The sequence below is a fragment of the Streptomyces sp. 4N124 genome, from assembly GCF_052245395.1.
Lineage (GTDB): Bacteria > Actinomycetota > Actinomycetes > Streptomycetales > Streptomycetaceae > Streptomyces.
Genome location: NZ_JBQQBS010000058.1, coordinates 1 through 26,502, shown reverse-complemented (window position 1 = coordinate 26,502; position 26,502 = coordinate 1). Strand labels below are relative to the sequence as shown.

Below are 26,502 nucleotides of genomic sequence, written 5' to 3'. Positions count from 1 at the left end.
ACCCGCGCCGGACAGGCTCACGCCGCGTGGGACGCTCGGCTGCACGGTTCACCAGGCAATCGTTGTCTACGACTTCGAGGTGAGCCGGGGCGCATGACTCTTGACCTTGCCCATGGGCGAAGGCCGAAGGTGTCTGTCGGCTGAGAGGAATGCGCATGGACGACGATGCTCTCCTGGCGGAGCAGATGGCCTATTACAGAGCGGGCGCGGCCGAATACGACCGGCCCTATGCGGAGTGCGAAGAGCTGAAGGGCTTGCTGGCTGCCGTCGATGACCTCCCGATTGCCGGGCATGTGCTGGAGCTGGCCTGCGGAACGGGCCAGTGGACCGGAAGGCTCGCGGCGCGGGCGCAGTCGGTGACGGCTGTCGACGCGGCGGCCGAAGTGCTGGCGTTGGCTCGGGCGCGTACCGCATCCCCCAGCGTCGAGTTCATTCAGGCGGACCTGTTCGCGTGGCAGCCGCCACGGCGCTACGACACCGTGTTCTTCGCCTTCTGGCTCTCCCATGTCCCGCCGACGCGATGGCCCGGCTTCTGGAACACCGTCGCCGCCGCGCTCGCGCCGGGCGGTAAAGCGATCTTCATCGACGACGGCCCGGCCGCTGCCGCGGGGGAGGAAGTCCTGGCAAACCAGTCGACTCCGGCGGCGCTGCGGCGGCTCGACGACGGCAGCCAGTACCGCATCGTGAAGGTGTTCCACGATGCGCCGACCCTCACGGCCGACCTGACAGCGCTGGGGTGGTCGGTCCACATCCGGCCCGCGGCCGGCCATTTCATCGGCGTCGCAGAACCAGCGGATGGACCAGTCAAGTAACTGCTCGCGTGAGTTCGCGGGGCTTGGATCGGGAGGAGGAGCGCGGTGGGCGGGTATTCGTTGAAGGCGACGGCCGAGGAGATGCGGAAGGCCGTGCGCGCGCTGCTGTCCGTGCTGGAACCGGAGCAGGTGCGCGAGCTGCGCGCGGGGCCCGACCGGCTGGACGCGCCCGAGCTGCGGGAGTGGACGTATCTGCCGGGCCCGCGCCCCGGGCTGTCCACCGAGGGCCTCGGCGACGAGCAGCGCGGGGCTGTCGACGCGCTGCTGGCGGCGGCGCACAGCGCACCAGGGGCGGAGCTGGCGCGCGGCGCGATCGAGGTGGAGCGGCACCGCCGCGCCCTGGTCGGCGCCCCGGGTGCCGACCGCTACTGGGTGCGGCTGCTGGGCGACCCGGACGGCGACGGTCCGTGGGGCTGGCGGATGAACGGCCACCATCTCGCCGTACACGTAGTGATCACGGCGGCGGGGACGCGGGTGACACCGCACTTCATCGGGTCGGAGCCGGCGCGCATCGCGGACGGTCCGCAGGCCGGCCGACGGCTGCTGGGACTGGAGGAAGACCTGGCCCGGGAGCTGGTCACGGACCTGGACGCCGGCCGACGGGCGAAGGCGGTCTTCGCCGCCGCGCCGCCGGACGACATCCTGACCCGCGCCGACCCGTTCGCCGGTCCGGACCTGCTGCCGACCGGACTGCCCCACGGGGACATGACGCCCGGTCAACAGCGGCTGCTGGAGCGCCTGGTGCGCCGCTACCTCGACCGCGCGCCCGCGGCGTACGCGCAGGAATGCTGGTCCGATGCCGTGGCGCGAGGACTGGACGCGGTCTCCTTCGCCTGGGGCGGCGGCCTCGCGCTCGGGGACCGGCACTACTACTGCGTACGGGCCCCGGACTTCCTCATCGAGTACGACAACACGCAGGACGACGGCAACCACGCCCACTCCGTCTGGCGGCACGTCCGCCACGACTGGGGCGCCGACCTGCTGCGCGCGCACTACACGGAGCGGCACCGGTAGCGGGCGGTGCAGCCGTCGGGGACCGGCCGCACCTCACCTCGAAAAGACGAGACGGATCGTCTTGCGAAATCCTCCGTCATGCCGTACGGTCTTCCGCATGGGTTCCCTGTGAGAAAGCCGGCGCCGATCGCGTAGAGCACCGCTCCGCCATCGCCGCGCCCTGCCGCGCCCTCTCATCCACCCGATCCGGCCCGGGCGAAGCCTCGGCCAGGAGGGACCCGCGCATGCGCACCTCACAACTCACCCTTCACCACGTCACCAAGCGCTACCCCGGCCGCACCGTCCTCGACCAGGTCTCCTTCACCCTCAAGCCGGGCGAGAAGGCCGGGCTCATCGGCGACAACGGCTCCGGCAAGTCCACCCTCCTGCGGCTCATCGCCGGCCAGGAACGCCCGGACAGCGGCGAGTTGACCGTGACCGCCGCCGACGGCATCGGCTATCTGCCGCAGACCATCCCCCTGCCCGCGACCGACACCGTCCAGGACGCCGTCGACCTGGCTCTCGCTGATCTGCGCGCACTGGAGACGGAGCTGCGCCAGGCCGAGCAGGGGCTCGGCGACGGATCGGACCCGGCGGCGCTCGCCGCGTACGCCGCCCTCCTCGAGCGTTACGAGGCGCGCGGCGGCTACGACGCCGACCATCGCGTCGACCTCGCCCTGCACCATCTCGGCCTGCCCACCCTCCCCCGCGACCGACGACTCGGCACCCTCTCCGGCGGCGAGCGCTCCCGGCTGGCCCTGGCCGCCGTCCTCGCCGGCCGCCCGGAGCTGCTGCTCCTGGACGAGCCGACGAACGACCTGGACGACCAGGCCGTTCACTGGCTGGAGGAGCAGCTGCGGGCCCACCGCGGCACGGTGCTCGTGGTCACCCACGACCGCGTCTTCCTGGAACGCCTGACCTCCACGATCCTGGAGGCCGAGGCGGGAAAGGTCACCCGGTACGGAGACGGCTACGCCGGCTACCGCACCGCCAAGGCCGCGGAACGCCGCAGCCGGCTCCAGGAGTACGAGGAGTGGCGGGCCGAACTGGCCCGCAACGAGCGGCTGGCCGCCAGCCAGGCGGTCCGCCTCGACGGCATCCCGCGCAAGGCCGCGCTGGCCAACTTCGGCCACGGCGGCTTCAGGGCCCGCGGCCGGGCGCACGGCGCGATGTCCCGTATCCGCAACGCCCGCGAACGGGTCGACCGGCTGACGGCGAACCCGGTCGCGCCGCCACCGGAGCCGCTGACGTTCACCGCACAGGTCGGTACGGCCGGGGACGGCGCGGATGCGACAGCGGCGGAGCTCCCCTCCGTGCAGGTGTCGGACGTACGCGTAGGAGACCGCCTCCACCTGGACTGCCTCACCCTCGGCCGCTCCGGCAGGCTCCTGATCACCGGCCCCAACGGCGCGGGCAAGACCACGCTGCTGAAGCTGCTCGCGGGTGAGCTGCGGCCCGACGAAGGAACGGTGCAGGTGCCGGGCCGGGTGGGTCATCTGCACCAGGACGAGACGCCGTGGCCGCCGGACCTGACGGTGGCGGAGGCGTTCGCCCTGGGCCGCGTGGGCTCCGCCGACGAGCACGCGGACGCCCTGCTGGCCCTCGGCCTCTTCCGCCCGGCGGAGCGGAAGTTGCGCATCGGCGAACTGTCGTACGGCCAGCGCCGCCGCGTGGACCTGGCCCGGCTGGTCTCCGACCCCGCGGACCTCCTGCTCCTCGACGAGCCGACGAACCACCTGTCCCCCGCCCTGATCGAGGAACTGGAGGCGGCACTGGCCGACTACACGGGCGCGATCATCCTGGTCACCCATGACCGCGCCCTGCGGACGCGCTTCCGGGGCGAGCATCTGGCTCTGCCGAAGACCGCGAGGGTCAAGGTGGGATGACGGCCATGCAGCGGGGCGGCTCGGCACGTGAGCCGCCCCGGCTGCGGGGCCACTCCTGATGGGTGAGGATGGCCGGTAGCGGCTCGGGGCTGATGTGAAAGTCGAGGTCCCGTGGGGCGACGAGTTCGGCAGGTGAGGACCGGGGTCCCCGTGCGTAAGCCGCCCTGGCGCCATGGCTTGCTCGCGCTCGTCGCCCTGCTGGCCGTCTGCGGCGCCGGTATCGGGCTGTACGTCAATGAACGCGTGGCGCGGGAGAAGACCCTGACCGTCGGCGCGAAGCAGGCACCGCGCGACCGGCTCGACGTCGAGGCCGCCGTACGTCGGACCGATCCCGAACAGCACACCGCCACGCTGCAGTTGACGGCCACACCGCACGGCAAGTACGTCGACAGCGAAGGATTGCCGGTCAAGGACATCAGGCTGATCACCACCGCACCGGACGGCAACTACTTGCTGTTCAAGGCGAACAGCACGGCGTGGCTGAAGGAGATCTCCGTACCCCTGACCGAGGGCACGTCGTCGGACTACCCGTTCGACCGGTACGCCGCCGACCTCGCGGTCGGCGCGATGGTCGGTCATGAGCAGGTGCCCGTGACCCTGCGCTTCCGGGACCAGGACCCCTACTTCGCCATCGCACCGCACAAGACCGAGTACGGGGACGGGATCGCCGTCGTCACCGCCGACGTCAAGCGGTCACGGAGCACCTTCATCCTCGCCTGGTTCATGATCGTCGCCATGTGGGCGGTGGCCCTCGCGGTGGTGGTCGCCTGCTGGCTGGTCGTGCGCCAGGGCCGCGGCCTGCTCTGGGGCGCCCTGGGCTGGATGGCCGGCAGCCTCTTCGCCCTGGTGGGTCTGCGCAACGCGGCCCCGGGAAACCCGCCCAACGGCAGCCTGCTCGACTACACCGCCTTCTACTGGGCCGAGGCGCTGATCGCCCTGAGCCTCACCCGCCTCGTCCTCCACGGCGTCCTCGTCGAACACCGCACCGGCGGCCCCGTCCCCGAACCACCGCATCCCACCACCCTCCGCTCGCCCCGGTTCCGACACCGCCCCGGCCCCCGGCGGGTACGGGCCGGTGACCGGCGGGGCGGCGAAACACGTCACTGAGCGCCGGTTCCGGGATCCTTGAGGAACTGTCGTTGGCCGTCCAGGAATCCGTCCGCGAAGAGGGAGCGGGGGGAGAAGACCGCGGTGAGCGTGGTCTTGAGGTCGGAGTGCTCGATGGACTGCTTGAGCAGTGAATGGGTGGCGTCCGGGTAATGCCTGACGGTGAGTGCGCCGCCCGCGTCCAGCACCGTGCGGTAGACGCGCTCCGTGTCGGCGGTGTCCACGTTGATGTCATGGCCGGCGAGGGTCAGCAGCACCGGTACGCCGCGCAGGGCGCGGAGGTCCTGCGTGGCGTCCGCGGTGTGGTTCTTGGAGATGAAGCGCCAGCGATCGGCGGTCATGCCGTCCGCGTCGCCGCCCCTCGCGCTGACGTACTCCTCGAAGGTCGCGTGGCGTCGCAGCAGCCGGCGGGTGGTGTCGCTCCGGGCGATCTCGGTCTTGGTGCGGGCTGCCGACGCGCCGTCGGCGCGCAGCTCGGCGAGGAGGTTGTAGCGGCCCTGCTGGAGCCAGTTGATCGCGGGCGAGACGGCGATGACGAAGCTCACGGGTGTCTTGGCGGCGACCTTCGGCAGGACCCAGCCCGCCTGGCTGGCGCCCCAGAGACCGATCCGGTCACCGTCGATGTCCGGGCGGGCGCGTGCCCAGGCGATGGCGGCGGCCGCCTCGTCGGCCCGGTCGTCCATGGACTGGTCGAGCCAGTTGCCGGGTGCGCCCGCGATGCCGGGCTTGTCCCAGGACAGGGAGGCGTACCCGGCCTTGGCGTTCGCTTCCCAGATGGGCTTGTAGCCGTCGTCGTGGGTGGCGTCGATGGGGCCGTCGCCGTGGACGTACACGACCAGGCCGTGGCGTTTGCGGCCGTCCTTGGGGGTGGCCAGTACGCCGTTGAGGGTGTGGCCGCCGTGGCGGATCGAGACCCGCTGCTCGTCCATGTCGTAGGAGTTCTGCCACAGCACCACACCGACGAGACCGGCGGCCACGACCAGGACCGCGACGAGAGACCACACGGCGATGCGGAGCCCGCGCCATCGGGGCAGGACCTTTGGACCCATGAGATCTGACCGCCTCTGTTCGGGTCTACGACCCATTGAAGCTATCACTTCTCCCACGATCGTCATGAGAGTGATAGTTTTGAGGGAGGTTGCAGCGAGAGGGCAGGGGGCACGGCATGGGACCGGACGCGACAGGCACAGACAGCGCCACCGGACCGGTGACAGTCCTGCGGGGCGTTCCGGCCGGAGCCGAGCGGCGGGCGGCCGAGCTGTACTGGAACGCATTCGGCCGCAAACTCGGCCCCGCCCTGAACCCGCCGGACAAGGCGGTGTCCTTCCTCGCCGCGCACCTGAACGCCGATCGCGCGGTGTGCGCGCTTCTCGACGGGCAGCTCGTCGGCCTCGCCGGCTACCAGCTCGGCGGCCGGGCCCTCACCGGAGGATCGGCCTCCGCCGTGCTGCGCACGTACGGACACCTGCGGGGACTGCACCGGCTCCTGCTCCTCGCCCTGTTCGAACGCCACCCGGCACCCGGACAGCTCGTCATGGACGGCATCGCCGTGGACCCGGGCCTACGCGGCCGGGGCGTCGGGAGTCTGCTCATCGAGGAAGTGGCCGCCGTCGCGGCGGAGCAGGACTGCCGGGAGATCAGACTGGACGTGATCGACGTCAACCCGCGCGCCAGGGCCCTGTACGAGCGGCGCGGCTTCACCGCCGTACGGACCGAGCGCACGCCCTACCTGCGCGGACTGCTGGGGTTCGGCGCGGTGACCACCATGCGCCGCCCTGTCGGGGCGAACGGGCCGAGAGGACTGCGCACACCATGACCGACCACATCGAGATCCCCACCCGCATGCTCGTCCACGCGCTGATCCGCGAAGACGGCACCGTCGGCGCGGACGAGCTGTACACCGTCGCCAACACCCTGGGCATGAGCGACCAGCAGGTGCGGCTGTGCGTCAAACGCCTCGTGGCCGAAGGCCGGTTCACCCATGAGGGCCGGGGCCGCAAGGCGGAGCTGCGCGCGACCGCGGACACCACGCGCGCCCTCGCCCCCAACGCGGACTTCCTCCGGCACGCGTTCCAGCAGGACGCCGGGCTCGCACCCTGGGACGGTGTCTGGCACCTGGCCGCCTTCGCGGTGCCCGAATCGGCGCGCCCGGCCCGGGACTCCCTGCGTGAAACGCTCGTCCACCTCGGCGGCGCCCCGCTCCAGGGCGGACTGTACGTCTGCGCCAACCCCTGGGAACCGTACGTCGAAGAAGCGGCCCACCGCCTCGACGCTCATGGCGCGCTCACCCTCCTCACCACGACGGACCTGCGCAGGGGCGACACCCAAGAACCTGCCGAACTCGCCCGCCGCCTATGGCCCTTGCCGGAGATCGCCGACCGCTACCACCGCCTCAGCCGCGTCACCCGCCCTCGCCTCGCCCGGCTCACCGGCCCTGACGAACTCACCCCGTCCGCACTCCTCACCATCGCGGTCGAGCTGGCCGCCGAACTCACCCGCGCCATGGAACCCGACCCCCTGCTGCCGCCCCAGCTCCTGCCCCAGCCCTGGCCCGGCACCCAGGCCCGGGAACTCATCGCCCAGTGCTGGGCGGCCCTGCACGAACGAGAACACGACGAAGCCCGCCCCGTCCTCTTCCGCCTCTATGCCGACATCACCCGAGAAGCAGCAGACGGGGCCGCGCGGCCTCCGCGAAGTGGGCGCCTCGCCTGAGGCTGTGTCAGCCGATCATGTCGAAGGAGGCCCGGGCCTGGTCGAAGCGGCCGGCGGCCAGGTCGTCCCGGCGGATCACCCAGTCGACCAGGCCCGGCTCGGTCAGGACCTCGCCGGCGATTTCGGCGAGCAGCACCCAGTCGCCCGGACCGTTGCGCGGGTGCTTGGTGGGATCCTCGTTCCAGACCCAGGGGTAGCCGCCCATCTGCACCGGTCCCTCCGTCCGCATCTCGTCGCCGATCTCCCACCACACGTCGCCCAGCTCGCTGCTGTGCGGGAACTCCTCGGACTTCCAGCCGCGGTTGGGCAGCGAGGGCTCGATCATCAGATGCAGATCTTGGGCGGGGTGGACCGGTGGCGGAAACTCGCCGACGTGACCGCGTTCGGAGACGGGCGTGCCGACCGGGACGTAGACGAGCCGGGACCAGACGAGGCCCGGCCACGGGTCCTCCGTGTCCGCGAAGAAGAGCAGCGTGCCGTCCTTCGGCAGCGGGATGTCCGTCACGCCGGGCTGGATGGCCGCGAGGTCGACCGAGGCGAGGAACGGCAGGTCCGGAACGGGTTCGTCCTCGGGCATCGGCGGCAGCCCGCCGAGTCGTCCGGCCACCGGGCTGCCGGGCGGCGCGTCACCAGCGGTGCCCAGCATCGCGCAGGGACGGACGGTGCCGAGCCATCGCTCGACCTCGTCCTCCGGTAAGCCACGACTGCGGGCTTCGTTGCGGAATGGATCCAACGATTTCATGGCGCAGAGTATGCCGGGGCGATCACGAACGCCTGAGCACCGGAGTGGCCAACTGACGTGCTCAGTCACACCCGTCCGCATGAACAACCCAAAGAGGCTCGCAACCCAAAATCGAACAGGCGTAGCATTGCCGCGTGGCTACGCCCTATGACTTTCCGAGTGACCTCCGCGCCGGTCAGGAGGAGCTGCATCAGGTCCGGGCCGAGCTGTCGGCTCTGCTGAAGCGGCTGCCCTGGTCGGTCACGCCCCTGGACGGCTTCAGTGACACGGGCGGCTGGCGCAAGGTGGAGCGTCCCGCCTCCCCCGGCTGGACGGCCGACGAACAGGCCGAGGTGGAGAAGCTGCGGCAGCGCGAGCACGAACTCGCGGTGTTCGTCAGCTGCCACCGCTTCTGGGCGGAGGTCGCGGCGGCGGAACGCGTGGACGCCCGTATGAAGCTGAAGCACGCCCATGAGATCCCGGAGGTGGGCGAGACACCCTGATTTCTGCTGTGCCCGTTCCCGCGGCCCGCACAGCGCTAGCGTCGACCCCATGATCGTATGGCTCAACGGCACTCATGGCGCAGGCAAGACGACGACCAGTCCACTCGTCCAGCAACTGATCCCGGATTCACGGGTGTTCGACGCCGAGAAGGTCGGCGAGACCCTCATGGACATCACGCCCGGGCTGCCCGCGACGGACAACTTCCAGCACTGGCCGCCGTGGCGGCCGCTCGTCGTCGAGACCGCCCGCCGCGTACTCGACTACACCGGCGGCACTCTGGTGGTGCCCATGACCGTCCTGGTCGAGCCGTACTGGCGCGAGATCAGCACAGGCCTCGCCGAACATGCCATCCCGGTACGGCACTTCGTCCTCCACACCGACCAGGACACCCTCCGCGGGCGCATCGCGGGCGACACCGTTATCGGCCCGAACTCCCCGTTCCGCCTCAAATACCTCGACCCCTACGCCGAGGCGGCCCGCACCTGGCTGCACCGCGAGGCCGAGGTCGTCGACACCACGCACCTCACACCCGCCGAGGCCGCCCTGCAGATCGCGGAAGCCGTCAAGAGCTGAGGTCCGCTGTGGACTCCATGTGGACTCCGATCATGGAAAGACCCCTCGGAGATCACTCCGAGGGGCCATGGAAACCTGGCTGTGCCGGGCTTTACCTATCGGTGGGCGCGGACGGTTTCGAACCGCCGACATCCTGCTTGTAAGGCAGGCGCTCTACCCCTGAGCTACGCACCCGGGACCTGAGCCGATGTGCTCAGGACGAGTCGACAGCCTACCTTGCCCGGGGGACTCCACGGCAAACCCGTATTCCGGGACGGGGCGGAGTCAGGGTGATCCGGGGGTTAACCCCAGGACGGATCCGGGAGCGGCCCGGATCCCCGGGTGGGTCCGCGCTCCGTACGGTCGAAGAGTCGCAGCAGAGTCCTCGTACTCCGACTCAGGGGGAGACCGTCATGGCCCGTACCGTTACTGTCCGCGCCGCCGCCGTCACCGGCGTCGTGGCGCTGCTCGTCGTGGGGGCCACCGCCTGCGGCTCCTCCGCCGGGGACGACAAGACTCCCGACCACCGGTCCTTCGACCTGAAGGGCCGCACCCTCACCATCGACTCCGACGACTCGGCGCTGGAGATCATCGCCGCGGACGACAACCCGGAGGGCCGGATCGAGGTCACCCGGTGGTTTCAAGGCACCGTCGCCATCGGCAACGATCCCAAGGTGACCTGGGAAATGAAGGACGACCGGCTGAAGCTGCGGATGAAGTGCTCCGGCATGGTCGCGGACTGTGACGCCGAGCACCGTATCGAGGTACCGCGCGGGATCACGGTCAAGGTCGAGGACGGCGACGGCAGCGTACGCGCGCGTGGCTTCGAGGACCCGCTGAGCATCCGTACGGGCGACGGCTCGGTGCGGGTCACCGACAGCAGCGCACCGCTGGACCTGCGGACCGGCGACGGGTCCATACGCGCGGACGTCACCTCGCAGCGGGTGCGCGCCCGGACCGGCGACGGCTCGGTCCACCTCGAACTGGGCACCGTACCGGACATGGTGGAGTCCCGCACCGGAGACGGCTCCGTGACGATGGTGCTGCCCCGGGCGACGTACAACGTGTCGACCAAGACGGGCGACGGCAGCGTCGATGTGTCCGTGCCCCGGGACGAGTCCAGCTCGCACGTGGTGTCCGCGGAGACGGGCGACGGGAAAGTCACGGTCCGGAGCGCGAACTAACCGGCCCGTGTGTTCGTCCTTAACCGGTGGGAGAATGACACCGGGCAGGGCGGACCACGGGCACGGGAGAGGGATGTGACGGCGACACCATCGCAGCCGTACTCACCGGTGGTGCCGTGCGGTCCCCGTGCGGGGCGTGGCGGGATTGGCCGTCGTTCGTCTGCGGCGCCGTCGGGGCTGGTCGCGCAGTCCCCCGCGCCCCTTCGGGGCGCTTCACCGCGGTCCTCCGCGTTGCGGGACGCGCTCGTCCTCGTGAGTCTGCCGCTCGTCGCGGCGCTTGCGCTGCCCGCCGCGTTCGCGGGCGGGGGCACCCGGCGCTGGTTCGGCGGGCGGGCCGACAACCAGCGGGCGGAGGCGCAGGCCGCGAAGGACGCCGCGGCCGCCGCGTTCTACGAACTGGACACCGCCCAGCGCGACCTGCGGATCTCGATCGAGACGATCACGGCGGTCGACGACTCCCCCGCCGCCCGGCGCGCGGTGGGCGACTTCGAGGCGCTCGGCCGGCGCATCGACGAGGCCAGCCACCAGTACATCAACGCCGTCGACGCCCATGACCTCGACCGCGACGACCTGGAGGCGTCGGTGGCGGCACGTGCGCGTGCCGAGCTGACCGCCGCGAAGGACGAGTTGGGGCGGGTCAAGCAGGACCTGGACCGGTTCGCGGACGGGCTCGGGCCGCTGCTCGGCAAGGCCGAGACCCAGCTCGCCCGGCTCGCCCCGGCGGTCGAGCGGGCCCGGCAGGGACTGCTGGCCGCGTCGAACGCGCTGGATGCGGTACGAGAATCAGGGCTGAAGGCGGACGACCTCGCCGCCCGTCTCGCCGCCCTCGGCTCTGACCTGACGAAGCTCAACCAGGGCGCCGGGCAGCACGGCGTCCCGCAGACCCTGGAGCGGGCCGAGCGGGTCGCGCGGGCGGCCGAGACGATCAAGGTGGAGGCCGAGCGGCTCCCGGAGCGGGCGGCCGAGATCGATCACCGGCTGGTCTCGCTGCGGACCCGCGCACAGGCGCTGACCACCCGGTCCGGCCAGGTCGACCCGGTGCTGAGCGAGCTGCGGCGGCGTTTCGTGGCGGCGTGCTGGCAGGACCTCCAGCATGTGCCGGAGCAGGCCGGGGAGAACGTACGGCAGGCCGAGCAGAAGCTGAAGGAGGCGCAGACCGCGCGCGACGAGCAGCGCTGGCCGGACGCGACCGCGCTGCTGTCGACCGTGCGGGCGCTGCTGAACACCACCGACGAGTCCGTCTCCGCGGCCGGCGACCGGCTGCGGCGGCTGAACGCGGTACAGAAGGACCCCCAGCAGGAGATCGACCGCACCCGTTTCGCCATCCGCGACGCCCAGCGGCTCGCCATGGCCGGCCGTAACACCCCCGATCCCCGGCACGCCCGCCCGCTGGACGACTCCGTGGCCCGGCTGGAGCGCGCGATCACCACGCTGGAGGGGCGGCACCCCGACTACTGGCACTTCCTGACCGAGACGGAGGCGGTGCGGCGGACGGTGGCGCGGGTGGTGGCGCAGATCCGGGAGGAGCGGGGGGCGGGGCACTGACGCCCTGGGACAGCCGGTGCCCGCCGGTTAACCTGTGCGCATGCCTCGCTACGAGTACCGCTGCCGCACCTGCGGAGACACCTTCGAACTGAGCCGTCCGATGGCCGAGTCCTCCGCCCCGGCCGACTGTCCCTCGGGCCACGACGACACGGTGAAGCTGCTGTCGACGGTGGCGGTGGGGGGAACGGCGGCAGCACCGGCCGCCGCGCCCCGGGCGAGCGGCGGGGGCGGCGGTTGCTGCGGTGGTGGGTGCTGCGGCTAGCTGGACCGGTGCGTTGTTGCCTGCGGCTAGCTGGACCGGTGCGTTGTCGCCTGCGGGTGTGTGGGGGTTGATCACGCAGTTCCCCGCGCCCCTTCTACGGCGTTGTCGTGCCGGTTGCCTTCAAGAACTCCCTCAGGATTCGCTCCCCCGCCAGCACGCCGCGCTCCGGTAGCGCGCTGATCGCCGGAGCGGTCCAGTCCGCGTCGGCCAGCTCGCCGTGCCCCGGCCGCCAGCCCTGGTCGGCCGCGAGGAGCAGGTCGGCGTCGAGGAGGGAGTCGCCGGCCGCGAGGGTCAGGTCGGCGCCCGTGCGGCGGGCCAGTTCCCGCATGGCCGCGCTCTTGGTCAGCGGCTTCGGGACGGCGTAGATCTTGCGGCCCTGGAGCGACACCGTCCAGCCGCGGTTCTCCGCCCAGACCGCCAGCTCCTTCACCCAGTCCTCGGGCAGCAGCTCACGCTCCACGACCAGGTAGGCGAAGAGGTCCTCGGCGACCCGGTGCTTGCGCACCCACAGCGGATCGGCCGTCTCCATCAGGTGGTCCCGCACCTCCGCGAGCGACGCGCACTCGTCCGCCAGCCGGGCCGTCACCTGTGCGTACCAGTCCGGGTCGGAGACCCCGTCCACGAGCAGGTGCCCGCCGTTCGCGCAGATCGCGTATCTCGGCGCCGGGCCGGGCAGGTTGATGCGCTCGTACTGCTTGCGGGTGCGCGTGGTGGTCGGCACGAAGACCGCCGCGTCACCGAGTTCCGTCAGCAGCCCGGCCGCCGTCTCCGTCATGTACGACAGCGGCTTGCTCTCGTGCACCTCGACGCAGAGCAGCCGGGGCGCCCGCGCGTCCGGCATGGTCAGGGCGAGGGCGCCCGCGGAGTAGATGAGCGTGCGGTCGAGGTCGCTCGCGACAAGCACCGGCATCAGACGGTCACCGCCCTGCCGTCGGCGCCCGTCGCACCGCGCGTGTACTTGGGGTGGATCAACCCCACGCAGGTGTAGGGGAGTTCGGCGACCTCTTCCACCGGGACACCTCTCTGTTCGGCCAACAGTCGTACGTGGTCCAGGTCGGCGCCCGCCCCGGCCCGCGCCAGGATCTTCCACGGGACCCGGCGCAGCAGCACGCGTGTCGTCTCGCCGACGCCCGGCTTGACGAGGTTCACGTCATGGATGCCGTACTCCTCGCTGATCCGCTCGACCGCCGCCCAGCCCTCCCAGGTCGGTGAACGCTCCGCGGACAGCAGCTCCTTGGCGAGCGCGTCCACCGCGTCCGCCACCTCCGGGAAGCGCGCGGCCACCTGGTCCAGGAAGTCCACCGACACGTCCGCGCCGGCGAGTTCGCGGTAGAACTTCGCGCCGTGGTAGTCGTTCGGCCCGACCAGGTCCGCGCGCAGCACCGTACGCGAAATCAGGCCCGACACCGTCGAGTTGAGGCAGGCGGAGGGGATGAGGAAGTCCTCCCTCGTGCCGTACGTCCGGACGCACGAGCCCGGGTCGGCCAGCACCGCGATCTCCGGGTCGAAGCCCGAGACTCCTTCGGCCTCCTCGAACTCCCGCAGGGCGTCGGCGAGTTCGCGGGTGATGGCGCCCTTGCCGGTCCAGCCGTCGACGAACACGACGTCGGCGGGGTCGTGATGCGCCGCCAGCCAGCGCAGGGCGTTCGTGTCGATGCCCCGGCCGCGCACGATCGACACCGCGTAGTGCGGCAGGTCGAGGCCGTGCCGGTGCTCGGCCCAGCGGCGCATCAGGACGCCGACGGGCGTGCCGGCGCGGGCGAGGGACACGAGGACCGGGCGGGGTGACCGCTCGGCGAGCACAAGTTCCGTCACCGCACCCACCGCCCGCGCGATCCGCGCCGCGGACGTGTCCAGCGCCGCGTGGAACAGCTCCTGGTACTGCTCGCTCGGCTGGTACTCCACCGGCAGCGACTCCGCGTAGTGCGCGCCGCCGCTCTGGATGGCCTCCTCGCGCTCCTCGGTCGGCGCCTCCAGCGTCACGTCCGAGAGGTCCTGCAGCAGCCAGCCGACCTCCTCGGGCGCGTACGAGGAGAAGGCGGGGCCGCGCAGGGGCTCGGGCAGCATGTCGGGCCTTTCGGGGACGAGCGGGTGCTCGGGGACGTACGACGGCACGACCGCGAGCAGGACGTGCGGGGTGTGCGCGGCGAGCCGGGCCAACAGGCCGTCCGGCGCGTGCAGTTCGGGGGTGTCGGCGGTGGAGTCGACCACGGCGATCACGGCGTCGAAGCCGGCGCCGGCCACGTTGTACGCGTAGCGCTCGCCGGGGCCGTCGGCCGGGGCGTCGTGGGCGGGGAAGACCAGGCGGGTGCGGATCGCATAGCCCGGGTCGTCGACCGCGAGGACGGGTGAGCGGGTGGTGGTGGAGTAGCGCACCTCCGTGTCCGCGATCTGCTCCAGCTCACGGGCGAGCCTGAGCGGGGCGTACATCAGCTCCTCGAAGCCGAGGATGTGCACGCGGCGTGCGTCTTCAGGCAGCGCCTCGGCGAGCCTCGCCGCCATCGCGGGGAGGGCGTTCTCCAGGCGTATTCGGTGCGAGGGGGTGAAGCCGTGGCGACCGCCGTCGGGGAGGCCGGGGGGCCAGTGCAGGTCGACGCGGGTGATTCGACCGTAGGGCTCAGGGTTGTCGTCCGGGTGCGGGTCGGTGGGGGCTTGTCGCGCAGTTCCCCGCGCCCCTGGGGCGCTTGCAGCGCCCTTGAGGGGCGCGGGGAACTGCGCGATCGGCCACGACGTACCCGCAGACGACGGACCACCCATTGCGGCACTCTCCGCCTCGTACCGCGCCACCAACTCCTGGCCCTTCTCCAGCACCCCCTCCGGCAGCCGTACGGTTCCCGAAGCGGCCGCCACCAGGTCCACCCGCGCGCCGATCTCCCGCGCGAACTCCTCCAGCCGCCCCGCGTCCGCCGCAGACCGCATATCCACCAGCGCAACCACCACGTACCGCCGCCTCGGGTACCGCTGATGAAGATCCCGGACGGTGTTCAGCACCGTGTTCCCCGTGGAGAACTCGTCGTCGACCAGCGCCAGCGGACCGTCCCCGGCGAGCAGCGCCGGGTCCTCCGGCAGGAGAACGTGCGACGTGGCGTGCGAGTGGGACTCCTCGAAGCCGCCGGCGGGAGCGATGCCGGGGATGGGGCGGCGGGTGGAGTGCAGGTAGGGGGCGAGGCCGAGGCCGTCGGCTACGGAGTGGCCGAGCCCTGTGGCGGTCTCGGCGTATCCGAGGACCACCGCGCGGCCCGCCTCGTCGTCGCCGAGCAGTTCGCGGACCCGGCGGCCAAGTGCGAAGCCGGCGCCGTACACCACGGACGGTGACTGCGGTACGTGTTTGCCGAGCACGTTGGAGACCAGCAGATGCGCCCGCTTGGGGTTGCGGCGCAGGGCGAGGCCCAGCAGGCCGGTCAGCTGGTCGTCGCCGACGAGTTCGATGCCGAGCCGTTCGGCGACCCAGTTGCCGGTCCACACCTGGTCCGGCACCCCGTTGTTCACTGCCCTGTTCATGCGTCCCTTGTTGTTCACGCGGTTTCAGCCGGATCCGGCCGGTTCAGCCGGGTATTCCGGCGGCGAGCAGTTCGACGAAGCCGATGTCCTCGTTCGCCACACCGAAGACCTCGGCGCGCAGCATGGTCCTCTCGGCCCATGCGCGATGCGGCTTCACTTCATTCATTTTGTTCGTGTACGCCGACCTGAGCACACCCCCGCCGCCCCGCTCGGGCCGCAAGATGTCCTGGGCGTCACAGAACTCCTCGTGGCTGACCACGGAGAGTGCGTGCACGGGCAGGACGTGCGAGGGGTGGATGCAGGTCTTGCCGAGCAGGCCGTTGGCCTGGTCGAGGGTGATCTCGCGCAGCAGCCCGTCCATGGAGTGCTCGATGAGCGCCTCACGCAGTTCCTCGGCCTGTCCCTCCAGGAAGGGGCTGCGGCGCAGCTGGGGCTTGAACATGCGTTCCTGCACGCGGAAGTACTCCCACACCGGCCCGGTCACCGTGAACCCGGTGCCGTCGGCGCGTCCCAGCATGTTCACCACGTCGGCGATCACGGAGGCGACGATCTGGACGTCGTACGCCGTCATGTCGGGGGCTCTGCGCAGGCCGTACGAGGAGCAGAAGTCGGTGACGCCGAGGCGGAGCGCCAGCACCCGCACGCGGTACTTGTCGACCGCGCGGAAGATGCCCTCCAGGGTCTCCACCCGGGACTCGCGGTACAGCAGCTCCGGCGATTCGAGCACCGGCATGGCGAACAGACGCCGGCCGCTCGCGCCCTCGGCGCTCTCCAGGGCCTCCAGGAAGGGGATGCCGCGTTCCTCGGTGAACTTCGGCATCACGAATCCGGACAGCAGCCGGGCGGCGGGGCCGAGGCGTCGTACCAGGTCGGGGATCTGCTCGGGGGTGCGGACCCGGATGAAGAGAAGGGGCAGGTCGGCGGCTTCCTGCCCGGCCAGCTCCGTGAACTGCCGTACGAGGTTCTCCTCGGCGGCAGGGACCTCCGAGTCGTCGATCGAGTCCTCCAGGCACAGCACCATCGAGACCACACCGCGGCCGGCCTGCTTGAGGATGTCGTCCGCGAGCCGTGGCCGGGTGGCCGGACTGTAGAGCGTGGCGCCCAGGGCCGCGGAGAGCAGCCGCGGGGAGGAGTCGGCGCTGAAGTCGCACGGCTCCTGGTGGAAGAGGCGCTGCCGCACCTCCGGGGCAATGTGCCCGAAATGACGCATATGGACTCCCCCGTGGCGGCTGGGCAACCTGAGGTTGGTGAAAGGTGGCCGGTAATAGTACGTAGAGGCCTGTGTCTGGGGTTCCCGTAGGGCATGAATTTCAGGTAACGCGGGCCGACACAGCCCGTATGGGATAGGTACCCCCGCGTTGTCGTGACCAGGACCGAGAGGGCAGGATGACCGCATGACGCACGCGATGCTGAAGGGGTCGAACGTCCCACTCAATGCCACCACGGTACGTGCAGTGGTGCGCTGGACGCCCGGGCAGGGGGTCCCGGATGTCGACGCCTCCGCGCTACTCCTCGGCCCCGACGGACGTGTGCGTTCCGACGAGGATTTCGTCTTCTACAACCAGCCCCGGCACCCCTCCGGGACTGTCTGGCGGCTCGGCAAGAAGCGGGTTGCCGAGGGCCCGACCGACACGATCCAGACAGATCTCACCGGTGTCGAGGCCGACGTCAGCCAGATTCTGCTGGTCGCGTCGGCCGATGGGGTCACCTTCGACCGCGTACGGGGGCTGCGCATCGCCCTGTACGACGCCGCCGTCGCCGACGGTGAGCCGCTGGCCTACTTCGACATCAAGCCCGAGACCGGCCGGGAGACCGCGCTGATCTGCGGTGAGCTGTACCGGCGTGGGGAGGGGTGGAAGTTCCGGGCGCTGGGCGAGGGCTACCTGGAGGGGCTGAAGGACCTGGCGTCGGAATTCGGGATCTCGGTGGACGAGTCGGAGGAAGCGGCGGCGGCAGCTGTGGCGACCGTTCAGGCGGCGCCCCCGACGACCGCTCCGGCTCAGCCGTTGCCGCCGGAGCAGCCGGCCGGGGTGCCCGCGCAGCCGGCGTACGGGTATCCCCATCCGACCAGCCAGCCTGCGTACGGCTACCCGCAGCCGATGACTGCCGTCCCGGACAGCGAGTTCCGACTGCCGCCGCAGGGCCCCCAGTTCATCGGCCGCTAGGCGTCACTGCCGGCCGGGCGTAGGTCGCGCAGCCCGGCACTGACGGGGCGCCGCCTGCGCCCACCCCGTGCCGACCTAGGGGCGCGGGGAACTGCGCGACCAGCCACACACGGCCCGCTGCCGCGCACACACCTCAAGCCCCGTGCTCATAGGCGCACCGGCCAAGGCTCAGCGTCAGCGTTCCGCCTTTGTCTTGTAGCCCCGGCCCCACTGCAGCCCCCACCCGTACAACCGGTCCAGTTCCGCCTGGAAGCCGTACACGAACTTCACCTCGCGGCGGACGATCATTTCGCCCTTGACGTTTTCTATCATGACGACGGCGCAGGAGCGGGCCTGGGGGTGGCGTTCGTCGAGGCCGATCTCGATGCGGGGGCCGTTGCTGGGGTAGAGGGTGACGATGGCGTGGGTACGGTCGAACGCCGGAGTCTGGTCGTAGATGTAGACGAAGACCAGGATGCGTTTGATGGCCTCGCGATGGTCGAGGTTGACGTAGATCGTCTCGCCGGACGCCGACCCGAACCGGTCGTCGCCGCTGAGCTTGACGTACGGCGCGGAGTTCACGTCGCCGAAGAACCCACCGAGCGGCTGGACGACCCCCTTCGTGCCGTCCATCAGCTCATACAGGCAGCCGAGGTCCAGGTCGACGTTGACCATGCTCTGGCTGTGCCCGAGCACCTCCGGCGGCTTGAGCGCCTTGAAGGGATGCCGCAGCAGACTCTCCCGCTGGGAGCCGCCGATGTCGGAGGTCCGCATCCGCCAGGCCAGATTGATGCGCAGATGACCGGTGGCCGCGTCCTGCTTGGTCAGTGAGACCTGACTGTGCCGCTTCGTCAGCTCGATCGCATTGCTCGCGGCGCTGCCCGAGTCGAACCGGGCCTCGCGCCGACCGCGCCAGAGCAGTCCGTCCAGCAAGCCCATTTCCCGCCCCCACGTCCACATAAAGTCCGGCGGGGCGGCCACGAGGACTCGCCTCGAAGCCGCCCCGCACAGAGCGTTCCTCACCTACAGCGGTGTCACACCCCGGACGAGACCTCAGTCTTCTCGTCCGAGCCGGCTTTTCCCTCGGCTGCCGCCAGTGCGCGGTTGCGGCGGACGGAGGACCAGAAGGACCAGCCGATCAGGATGACACCGATGGAGCCGGTGATGAGCTCGCTGATCTGGTACTGGATGGTGACCAGGAGGATCACGGCGAGCGCGCCGATCGCGTAGTGCGCGCCGTGCTCCAGGTAGACGTAGTCGTCGAGGGTGCCCTGGCGGACCAGGTAGACCGTGAGCGACCGGACGTACATGGCGCCGATGCCGAGGCCGAGCGCCATCAGGACGATGTCGTTGGTGATGGCGAAGGCGCCGATGACGCCGTCGAAGGAGAAGGACGCGTCCAGGACTTCGAGGTAGAGGAACATGAAGAACGCGGCCTTGCCGGCCAGGACGATCGCCGGGCGCTGCTTGCCCTCGCGTTCCGCCGCTTCCTCCTGCTCGTGCTCCCGCTCCTCCTCTTCCTCGAGCTTGTCCTCGAAGTAGCCGGAGAGACCGCCGACGATCATGTACGTGATGAGACCGGCGACACCGGAGAGCAGAACCGTCTCTGCCTTGTCCGCGCTGCCCGCATGCAGATGGGCGTGGGTCGCGAAGGTCATGGAGGTGGCCAGCAGCACGATCAGCGCGATGCAGACCGACAGCATGTCGACCTTGCCGAGCTTGGCCAGCGGCCGCTCGATCCAGCCGAGCCACTTGATGTCGCGGTCCTCGAAGATGAAGTCGAGGAAGATCATCAGCAGGAACATACCGCCGAAGGCCGCGATCGACGGGTGAGCGTCGGTGACGAGCTGTTCGTAACGGTCCTTGTCGGTCAGCGCGAGGTCGACGGCCTCGATCGGACCCATCGAGGCGCTGACGGCGACGATGACGACAGGGAAGACCAGCCGCATACCGAAGACGGCGATCAGAATGCCGATCGTGAGGAAGATCCGCTGCCAGAAGGCATTCATCTTCTTCAGGATGCCGGCGTTGACGACTGCGTTGTCGAAGGACAGCGAGATCTCAAGGATGGAGAGGATCGCCACGATACCGAAGGCGGTCCACCCCCCGATGAGGACCGCCGCGACGAGGCCGAGCGCGGTGACCGCGAACGACCAGCCGAAGGTTTTCAGAACCACTGGCTACCCAATCCCTTGTGTACGGGGTGTACGGGTCTCCCCCGCGCCGCACCCGGCTTTACGAAACGTTGACTCCAAAGTCTAGGGCGATGCCCCGCAGCCCCGACGCGTACCCCTGTCCCACGGCTCGGAACTTCCATTCGCCCTGGTAGCGGTAGACCTCACCGAAGATCATGGCGGTCTCCGTGGAGGCATCCTCGCTGAGGTCGTAGCGGGCGAGTTCCTGGCCGTCGGCCTGGTTCACCACGCGGATGAAGGCGTTGCTGACCTGACCGAAGGTCTGGCCACGCTCGTCGGCCATATGGATCGAGACCGGGAAGACGATCTTCTCGCACTGGGCCGGCACCTTCGAGAGATCGATCAGGATCGACTCGTCGTCGCCCTCGCCCTCACCGGTGAGGTTGTCGCCGGTGTGCTCCACCGAGCCGTCCGGGCTCTTCAGCTGGTTGTAGAAGATGAACCACTCGTCACCCATGACCCGTCCGCCGTTGCACATCAGCGCGCTGGCATCGAGGTCGAACGGTGCTCCGGTGGTGGAGCGAGCGTCCCAGCCGAGACCGATCAACACCTGAGTGAGGTTCGGTGCGGCCTTGGACAGGGAGACATTTCCTCCCTTGGCGAGCGTGACGCCCATGATGCTGGTCCCTCCCCGGGTGAAGCCTGCGCGGTTGTACGGAGTCCTGTGCGCCCGGCGCCGTACCAACGGTGCGGCGCCGGGCGGGTGAGGCAGTCGGACCGGCTCAGACGTTCACGCCGAAGTCCTGCGCGATGCCGCGCAGGCCCGAGGCGTAGCCCTGGCCAATGGCGCGGAACTTCCACTCCGCACCGTGCCGGTACAGCTCGCCGAAGACCATGGCGGTCTCCGTCGAGGCGTCCTCGGAGAGGTCGTACCGGGCGATCTCCGCTTCGCCGGCCTGGTTCACGACGCGGATGAACGCGTTGCGGACCTGGCCGAACGACTGCTGGCGGTTCTCGGCGTCGTAGATCGAGACCGGGAACACGATCTTCTCGACGTCGGCCGGGACCGCGGCGAGGTTGACCTTGATCTGCTCGTCGTCGCCCTCTCCCTCACCGGTGATGTTGTCGCCGGTGTGCTCGACCGAGCCGTCCTGGCTCTTCAGGTTGTTGAAGAACACGAAGTTGGCGTCACTGCTGACCTTGCCCTCCGCGTTCGTGAGGATGGCGCTGGCGTCGAGGTCGAAGTCGGTGCCGGTGGTGGTACGAACGTCCCACCCCAGACCGACGATGACCGCGGTGAGACCAGGTGCCTCCTTGCTCAGCGATACGTTGCCGCCCTTGCTGAGGCTGACTCCCACGAGTCCTCCCAATGGTGTCCAGGGGCGGTCAGCCCCGTTGTGCGTTGGTATCGGATCAACGTCTCGATCCTAGTGACGGGTTCCCGGACCTCGCAGGCCCTGGAACCGAACAATCACAGGGTGTCGAGCGCCTTCACGTACTCGTTCAGGTCACGGGCGTCCGGCAGACCGTTGACGACGGTCCAGCGCACGACGCCTTCCTTGTCGATGACGAAGGTCCCGCGCACCGCGCAGCCCTTGTCCTCGTCGAAGACGCCGTATGCGCGCGAGGCCTCGCCGTGCGGCCAGAAGTCGGACAGCAGGGGGTATTCCAGGCCCTCCTGCTCGGCGAAGACGCGCAGGGTGTGGATGGAGTCGTTGGAGACGGCGAGCAGCTGGGTGTCGCGGTCGGTGAACTTCGGCAGGTTGTCGCGCAGTTCGCACAGCTCGCCGGTGCACACGCCGGTGAAGGCGAACGGGTAGAAGAGCAGCACCACGTTCTTGTCGCCGCGGAAGTCGGACAGCTGCACGGTCCTGCCGTGGTTGTCCTTGAGCTCGAAGTCGGGTGCCTTGTCGCCGACCTGGATCGCCATCGTCGTAGAACCCTTTCGGTGGGCTGTTCGGGTGGTGAGAACACCCTATGCAGCGTCCACCTCGGGCCGTCGGACGGGCTGAGTGAATTCATTCAGCCCGTCCGCCGTTCGGGGACGAGGCCGGGTTACTTCTTGGACTTGGCGGCCTTGGGCGTCACCAGCCGGCTGCCGCTCCAGTCCTTGCCCACGCTGACGCTCTTGGACGCGGACAGCCCTGCCGTGGTCGCGGCTTCAGAGATGTCGCTCGGCTCAACGTAGCCGTCGCGGCCGGTCTTCGGCGTCAGCAACAGGATCGAGCCGCCCTCTTCGATGTACGTGGTGGCATCCACCAGCACATCCGTGAGGTCGCCGTCCTCGTCGCGGAACCAGAGCACCACGGCATCGGCGACGTCGTCGTAGTCCTCGTCCACAAGGTCACTGCCGATCACTTGCTCAATGGCCTCGCGGAGCTCCTGGTCTACGTCCTCGTCGTAGCCGATCTCCTGGACCACCTGCTCGGGCTGGAACCCCAGCCTGACGGCAGGGCTCGTCTCCGCGTGGTCCGCGGTCGCGCTCACGGGTTGCCTCCTGATCATGTCTTGGTGAATATCTCAGCCACGCGCGTGCGCGAAGCATTGGCCGTAGTCCACACGGGCGGGGCGGATCGCGCAAGTACCCGGCCGTTCAGACCGCCGAAACGGTGACGATCCTGGCTGTCTCACCGCAACTCCCGGCAGGACGCCCCAAGCCGTTCGTGACATACGCCACACCTTTCTGCCCTCTTTGCGCGTTTGGGAACCCTATAGGAGCGTCAAGCTTGGGTTACCTCGAAGTAGAGATGACGTTTGGCATGCCGAGGTAGACGATGGTGGACGGTGCTGGGCACCCGCAAACCCCGAATAGCAGCCCTCCGACAGGTAAGGAACACCGTGGCTTCCGGATCCGATCGAAACCCGATCATCATTGGCGGCCTTCCGAGTCAGGTTCCTGACTTCGATCCCGAGGAGACCCAGGAGTGGCTCGACTCCCTCGATGCCGCCGTCGACGAGCGCGGCCGGGAGCGGGCCCGTTATCTGATGCTGCGGCTGATCGAGCGGGCCCGCGAGAAGCGCGTGGCCGTGCCCGAGATGCGCAGCACGGACTACATCAACACGATCGCCACCAAGGACGAGCCGTTCTTCCCGGGCAACGAGGAGATCGAGCGCAAGATCCTCAACGCGACGCGCTGGAACGCCGCGGTGATGGTCTCGCGCGCCCAGCGTCCCGGCATCGGCGTCGGCGGCCACATCGCCACCTTCGCCTCCTCCGCCTCGCTCTACGACGTGGGCTTCAACCACTTCTTCCGCGGCAAGGACGAGGGCGACGGCGGCGACCAGGTCTTTTTCCAGGGGCACGCCTCACCGGGCATCTACGCCCGCGCGTTCCTGCTGGACCGCCTGAGCGAGCAGAACCTGGACGGGTTCCGGCAGGAGAAGTCGAAGGCGCCGTACGGGCTGTCCAGCTATCCGCATCCGCGGTCGATGCCGGACTTCTGGGAGTTCCCGACGGTGTCGATGGGCCTCGGCCCGATCGGCGCGATCTACCAGGCGCGGATGAACCGCTACATGGAGGCGCGCGGGATCGCGGACACCTCCAAGTCGCATGTGTGGGCCTTCCTCGGGGACGGCGAGATGGACGAGCCGGAGTCGCTCGGCCAGCTGTCCATCGCGGCCCGTGAGGGCCTCGACAACCTGACGTTCGTCGTGAACTGCAACCTGCAGCGCCTCGACGGCCCGGTACGCGGCAACGGAAAGATCATCCAGGAGCTGGAGTCGGTCTTCCGGGGCGCCGGCTGGAATGTGATCAAGCTGGTCTGGGACCGCACCTGGGACCCGCTGCTGGCCCAGGACCGGGACGGCGTGCTGGTCAACCGGATGAACACGACGCCGGACGGGCAGTTCCAGACGTACGCCACCGAGACCGGTGCCTACATCCGCGACCACTTCTTCGGCGACGACCACCGGCTGCGCGCGATGGTCGAGAACATGACCGACGACCAGATCCTGCACCTGGGCCGCGGCGGTCACGACCACCGGAAGATCTTCGCGGCGTTCTCGGCGGCCAAGGCGCACAAGGGCCAGCCGACGGTGATCCTGGCCAAGACGATCAAGGGCTGGACGCTGGGCCCGAACTTCGAGGGCCGCAACGCCACGCACCAGATGAAGAAGCTGACGGTCGACGACCTCAAGCGCTTCCGGGACCGGCTGCACCTGCCGATCGCCGACAAGGAGCTGGAGAGCGGGCTCCCGCCGTACTACCACCCGGGGCGGGACTCCGAGGAGATCCAGTACATGCACGACCGCCGCAATGGACTCGGCGGTTACGTCCCGACGCGCGTCCTGCGCTCCAAGCCGCTGACGCTGCCGGAGGACAAGACGTACGCGACCGTGAAGAAGGGCACCGGTCAGCAGTCGATCGCGACGACCATGGCCTTCGTACGGCTCCTCAAGGACCTCATGCGGGACAAGGAGATCGGCAAGCGGTTCGTGCTGATCGCGCCGGACGAGTACCGCACGTTCGGCATGGACTCGTTCTTCCCGAGCGCGAAGATCTACAACCCGCTCGGCCAGCAGTACGAGGCCGTGGACCGTGAACTGCTCCTCGCGTACAAGGAGTCGCCGACCGGGCAGATGCTGCACGACGGCATCTCCGAGGCGGGCTGTACGGCGTCGCTGATCGCGGCGGGTTCGTCGTACGCGACGCATGGTGAGCCGCTCATCCCGGTGTACGTCTTCTACTCGATGTTCGGTTTCCAGCGCACCGGCGACCAGTTCTGGCAGATGTCGGACCAGTTGGCGCGCGGCTTTGTGCTGGGTGCGACGGCGGGCCGTACGACTCTGACCGGTGAGGGTCTGCAACACGCGGACGGGCACTCGCAGTTGCTGGCCTCGACCAACCCGGGCTGTGTGGCGTACGACCCGGCGTACTCGTACGAGATCGCGCACATCGTGCAGGACGGGCTGCGCCGGATGTACGGCAGCGACGCGGAGCATCCGCACGGCGAGGACGTCTTCTACTACCTCACCGTCTACAACGAGCCGATCCAGCACCCGGCCGAGCCTGCCGACGTCGATGTCGAGGGCATCCTCAAGGGCATCCACCGGATCTCGGCCGGGACGGCGGGGTCGATTCCGGCGCAGGTCATGGCGTCCGGGGTCGCGGTGCCGTGGGCGCTGGAGGCGCAGCGGATTCTCGCCGAGGAGTGGAACGTGAAGGCCGACGTGTGGTCGGCGACCTCCTGGAACGAACTGCGGCGCGAGGCCGTGGCGTGCGAGGAGCACAACCTGCTGCATCCCGAGGAGGAGCAGCGGGTGCCGTGGGTGACGCGGAAGCTGAGCGGGGCCGAGGGGCCGTTCGTGGCGGTTTCCGACTGGATGCGGGCGGTTCCGGACCAGATCTCGCGGTGGGTGCCGGGGACTTACCAGTCACTGGGGGCCGACGGCTTCGGGTTCGCGGACACGCGTGGGGCGGCTCGGCGGTTCTTCCACATCGACGCGCAGTCGATCGTGGTGGGTGTGCTGACCGAGCTGGCGAAGGAGGGGAAGGTGGATCGGTCGGTGCTGAAGCAGGCTGTCGACCGGTACCAGTTGCTGGATGTCTCGGCTGCGGATCCCGGGGTTGCGGGCGGCGACGCGTAGCGCTGCGCGACGCTTGGCAGTTGAAGGGCGGTGGGGCCTGCGGCTTCACCGCCCTTTCACGTTCCTTACGATGCGGGCATGGATGCGGGCTTGAGGGATGCGGGCTTGGTGGAGCAATCGGCGCAGGAGCGTTGGGAACAGCGCACCCAACGGCCACTGATGGTGCTTGCCGTGCTGTTCGCCGTCGCCTATGCCGTGCCGATCGTGGACACGTCCGCGGGGCGCTCGCTGACGGTGGCCTGCGCGGTGGTCGAGTGGGTGGTGTGGGGGGCGTTCGCCGCGGACTATCTGGTGCGGCTCGCGCTGGCGCGGCACCGGACGGAGTTCGTACGGCGGCACTGGCTGGACCTGTGTGCGGTGGTGCTGCCGCTCGTGCAGCCGTTGCGGCTGCTGCGGCTCGTGTCGACGGTGTTGCTGGTGGGGCAGCGGGCGCGGATGGCCTCGCAGATCCGGTTGACGACGTATGTCGCCGGAGCGGTGGTGGCGTTGCTGATGTTCGGGTCGCTTGCGGTGCTGTCGGTGGAGCGGGAGTCGCCGAACGGGAACATCAAGACGCTGGGTGATGCGGTGTGGTGGTCGTTCACGACGATGACGACCGTGGGGTATGGCGATCATGCGCCGACCACTGGGCTGGGGCGGATTCTGGCGGTCGGGCTGATGTTGTCCGGGATCGCGCTGCTGGGTGTCGTCACGGCGAATATCGCTGCGTGGTTCATTGCGCGGTTCGAGTCCGATGACGCGGAGGAGCGGCGGCAGACGGAGGCTATCGCCGTGCTGACGGAGGAGGTTCGGGCGTTGCGGGCGGAGGTCGCGGCGTTGTCGGGGGCGGCGGGGGTTGTGGTGCCGGGGGGTAGGGAC

Annotated in this window: 25 protein-coding genes and 1 tRNA gene; 14 read left to right on the top strand and 12 right to left on the bottom strand. The window is 69.7% G+C overall.

Annotation, left to right across the window (positions count from 1 at the left end):
• Positions 1-155: 155 nt before the first annotated feature.
• The 4 genes from ACTWQO_RS38925 (at position 156) to ACTWQO_RS38910 (ending at position 4,798) form a co-directional block, all read left to right on the top strand.
• Positions 156-812, top strand: a complete 657-nt coding sequence (locus ACTWQO_RS38925) for a class I SAM-dependent methyltransferase (RefSeq protein WP_443242104.1) — start codon at positions 156-158, stop codon at positions 810-812.
• 45 nt (positions 813-857) lie between these two features.
• Complete coding sequence (locus tag ACTWQO_RS38920; protein ID WP_443242103.1) at positions 858-1,826, top strand: DUF3500 domain-containing protein; 969 nt, start codon at positions 858-860, stop codon at positions 1,824-1,826.
• 224 nt (positions 1,827-2,050) lie between these two features.
• The gene (locus ACTWQO_RS38915) at positions 2,051-3,691 is read left to right on the top strand and encodes a TlrC/CarA/OleB/SrmB family ABC-F type ribosomal protection protein (protein ID WP_443242102.1); all 1,641 of its coding nucleotides are present in this window, start codon (positions 2,051-2,053) and stop codon (positions 3,689-3,691) included.
• Positions 3,692-3,841: 150 nt separating this feature from the next.
• On the top strand, positions 3,842-4,798 hold the full coding sequence (locus ACTWQO_RS38910; protein WP_443242101.1) for a DUF4436 family protein: 957 nt from the start codon (positions 3,842-3,844) through the stop codon (positions 4,796-4,798).
• Here the strand turns inward: ACTWQO_RS38910 and ACTWQO_RS38905 are convergent.
• Positions 4,792-5,847 carry an alpha/beta hydrolase family protein gene (locus ACTWQO_RS38905; RefSeq protein ID WP_443242100.1) on the bottom strand — a complete coding sequence of 352 codons (1,056 nt, stop codon included), beginning with the start codon at positions 5,845-5,847 and terminating at the stop codon, positions 4,792-4,794. The genes ACTWQO_RS38910 and ACTWQO_RS38905 overlap by 7 nt on opposite strands.
• A 116-nt stretch (positions 5,848-5,963) precedes the next feature.
• Here ACTWQO_RS38905 and ACTWQO_RS38900 point away from each other — a divergent pair, with 116 nt between their 5' ends.
• Together ACTWQO_RS38900 and ACTWQO_RS38895 are read left to right on the top strand one after the other, a co-directional pair.
• The gene (locus tag ACTWQO_RS38900; protein ID WP_443242099.1) at positions 5,964-6,614 is read left to right on the top strand and encodes a GNAT family N-acetyltransferase; all 651 of its coding nucleotides are present in this window, start codon (positions 5,964-5,966) and stop codon (positions 6,612-6,614) included.
• Positions 6,611-7,510 carry a PaaX family transcriptional regulator C-terminal domain-containing protein gene (locus ACTWQO_RS38895; protein ID WP_443242098.1) on the top strand — a complete coding sequence of 300 codons (900 nt, stop codon included), beginning with the start codon at positions 6,611-6,613 and terminating at the stop codon, positions 7,508-7,510. Before ACTWQO_RS38900 ends, ACTWQO_RS38895 begins: the two co-directional genes overlap by 4 nt.
• A gap of 7 nt (positions 7,511-7,517) precedes the next feature.
• Here the strand turns inward: ACTWQO_RS38895 and ACTWQO_RS38890 are convergent, their stop codons facing one another.
• On the bottom strand, positions 7,518-8,252 hold the full coding sequence (locus tag ACTWQO_RS38890) for a DUF1963 domain-containing protein (protein WP_443242097.1): 735 nt from the start codon (positions 8,250-8,252) through the stop codon (positions 7,518-7,520).
• A 134-nt stretch (positions 8,253-8,386) separates the two neighbouring features.
• On the opposite strand from ACTWQO_RS38890, the gene ACTWQO_RS38885 reads away from it, so the two are divergent.
• Both ACTWQO_RS38885 and ACTWQO_RS38880 read left to right on the top strand, forming a co-directional pair.
• Complete coding sequence (locus tag ACTWQO_RS38885; protein WP_443242096.1) at positions 8,387-8,734, top strand: hypothetical protein; 348 nt, start codon at positions 8,387-8,389, stop codon at positions 8,732-8,734.
• A 49-nt stretch (positions 8,735-8,783) separates the two neighbouring features.
• Positions 8,784-9,308 carry an ATP-binding protein gene (locus ACTWQO_RS38880; RefSeq protein WP_443242095.1) on the top strand — a complete coding sequence of 175 codons (525 nt, stop codon included), beginning with the start codon at positions 8,784-8,786 and terminating at the stop codon, positions 9,306-9,308.
• Positions 9,309-9,410: 102 nt separating this feature from the next.
• On the opposite strand, the gene ACTWQO_RS38875 is transcribed toward ACTWQO_RS38880, so the two are convergent.
• Positions 9,411-9,482 (bottom strand) — tRNA-Val (locus ACTWQO_RS38875).
• A 218-nt stretch (positions 9,483-9,700) separates the two neighbouring features.
• Here ACTWQO_RS38875 and ACTWQO_RS38870 point away from each other — a divergent pair.
• The 3 genes from ACTWQO_RS38870 to ACTWQO_RS38860 all read left to right on the top strand — a co-directional run bounded on the left by ACTWQO_RS38870 (position 9,701) and on the right by ACTWQO_RS38860 (position 12,278).
• The gene (locus tag ACTWQO_RS38870) at positions 9,701-10,471 is read left to right on the top strand and encodes a DUF4097 family beta strand repeat-containing protein (protein ID WP_443242094.1); all 771 of its coding nucleotides are present in this window, start codon (positions 9,701-9,703) and stop codon (positions 10,469-10,471) included.
• 75 nt (positions 10,472-10,546) lie between these two features.
• On the top strand, positions 10,547-12,016 hold the full coding sequence (locus tag ACTWQO_RS38865; RefSeq protein WP_443242093.1) for a hypothetical protein: 1,470 nt from the start codon (positions 10,547-10,549) through the stop codon (positions 12,014-12,016).
• A 40-nt stretch (positions 12,017-12,056) separates the two neighbouring features.
• On the top strand, positions 12,057-12,278 hold the full coding sequence (locus tag ACTWQO_RS38860; RefSeq protein ID WP_443242092.1) for an FmdB family zinc ribbon protein: 222 nt from the start codon (positions 12,057-12,059) through the stop codon (positions 12,276-12,278).
• 94 nt (positions 12,279-12,372) lie between these two features.
• On the opposite strand, the gene ACTWQO_RS38855 is transcribed toward ACTWQO_RS38860, so the two are convergent.
• The 3 genes from ACTWQO_RS38855 to ACTWQO_RS38845 are packed head-to-tail and all read right to left on the bottom strand — an operon-like array spanning position 12,373 to position 16,989.
• Positions 12,373-13,188, bottom strand: coding sequence for an HAD family hydrolase (locus ACTWQO_RS38855; protein ID WP_443242091.1), 816 nt, complete (start codon positions 13,186-13,188; stop codon positions 12,373-12,375).
• Positions 13,188-15,779, bottom strand: coding sequence for a phosphoribosyltransferase (locus tag ACTWQO_RS38850; RefSeq protein WP_443242090.1), 2,592 nt, complete (start codon positions 15,777-15,779; stop codon positions 13,188-13,190). The genes ACTWQO_RS38855 and ACTWQO_RS38850 overlap by 1 nt, the downstream gene beginning before the upstream one ends.
• Positions 15,780-15,822: 43 nt before the next feature.
• A complete protein-coding gene (locus ACTWQO_RS38845) occupies positions 15,823-16,989 on the bottom strand; it encodes an HpcH/HpaI aldolase/citrate lyase family protein (protein ID WP_443242089.1) in 1,167 nt (388 codons plus the stop codon).
• A 184-nt stretch (positions 16,990-17,173) separates the two neighbouring features.
• Here ACTWQO_RS38845 and ACTWQO_RS38840 point away from each other — a divergent pair, with 184 nt between their 5' ends.
• A complete protein-coding gene (locus ACTWQO_RS38840) occupies positions 17,174-17,944 on the top strand; it encodes a TerD family protein (protein ID WP_443242088.1) in 771 nt (256 codons plus the stop codon).
• A 174-nt stretch (positions 17,945-18,118) separates the two neighbouring features.
• Here ACTWQO_RS38840 and ACTWQO_RS38835 read toward each other — a convergent pair whose 3' ends face one another.
• The 6 genes from ACTWQO_RS38835 to ACTWQO_RS38810 form a co-directional block, all read right to left on the bottom strand.
• Positions 18,119-18,862, bottom strand: a complete 744-nt coding sequence (locus ACTWQO_RS38835) for a TerD family protein (protein WP_443242087.1) — start codon at positions 18,860-18,862, stop codon at positions 18,119-18,121.
• A gap of 95 nt (positions 18,863-18,957) precedes the next feature.
• Entirely contained in the window at positions 18,958-20,100 is a 1,143-nt protein-coding gene (locus ACTWQO_RS38830) for a DUF475 domain-containing protein (RefSeq protein ID WP_443242086.1), read from the bottom strand.
• Positions 20,101-20,158: 58 nt separating this feature from the next.
• Positions 20,159-20,734: a TerD family protein gene (locus tag ACTWQO_RS38825; RefSeq protein ID WP_301979715.1), complete on the bottom strand. Its 576-nt coding sequence runs from the start codon at positions 20,732-20,734 to the stop codon at positions 20,159-20,161.
• 106 nt (positions 20,735-20,840) lie between these two features.
• Complete coding sequence (locus tag ACTWQO_RS38820; protein ID WP_210573912.1) at positions 20,841-21,416, bottom strand: TerD family protein; 576 nt, start codon at positions 21,414-21,416, stop codon at positions 20,841-20,843.
• A 113-nt stretch (positions 21,417-21,529) separates the two neighbouring features.
• Positions 21,530-21,988, bottom strand: coding sequence for a peroxiredoxin (locus tag ACTWQO_RS38815; protein ID WP_443242085.1), 459 nt, complete (start codon positions 21,986-21,988; stop codon positions 21,530-21,532).
• A gap of 125 nt (positions 21,989-22,113) precedes the next feature.
• Positions 22,114-22,545, bottom strand: a complete 432-nt coding sequence (locus tag ACTWQO_RS38810; protein ID WP_155053885.1) for a DUF3052 domain-containing protein — start codon at positions 22,543-22,545, stop codon at positions 22,114-22,116.
• 351 nt (positions 22,546-22,896) lie between these two features.
• On the opposite strand from ACTWQO_RS38810, the gene aceE reads away from it, so the two are divergent.
• Together aceE and ACTWQO_RS38800 are read left to right on the top strand one after the other, a co-directional pair.
• Positions 22,897-25,644: a pyruvate dehydrogenase (acetyl-transferring), homodimeric type gene (gene aceE, locus ACTWQO_RS38805; RefSeq protein ID WP_443242084.1), complete on the top strand. Its 2,748-nt coding sequence runs from the start codon at positions 22,897-22,899 to the stop codon at positions 25,642-25,644.
• Between the two features lie 78 nt (positions 25,645-25,722).
• On the top strand, positions 25,723-26,502 hold a 780-nt coding region (locus ACTWQO_RS38800), incomplete at its 3' end, for a potassium channel family protein (protein WP_443242083.1).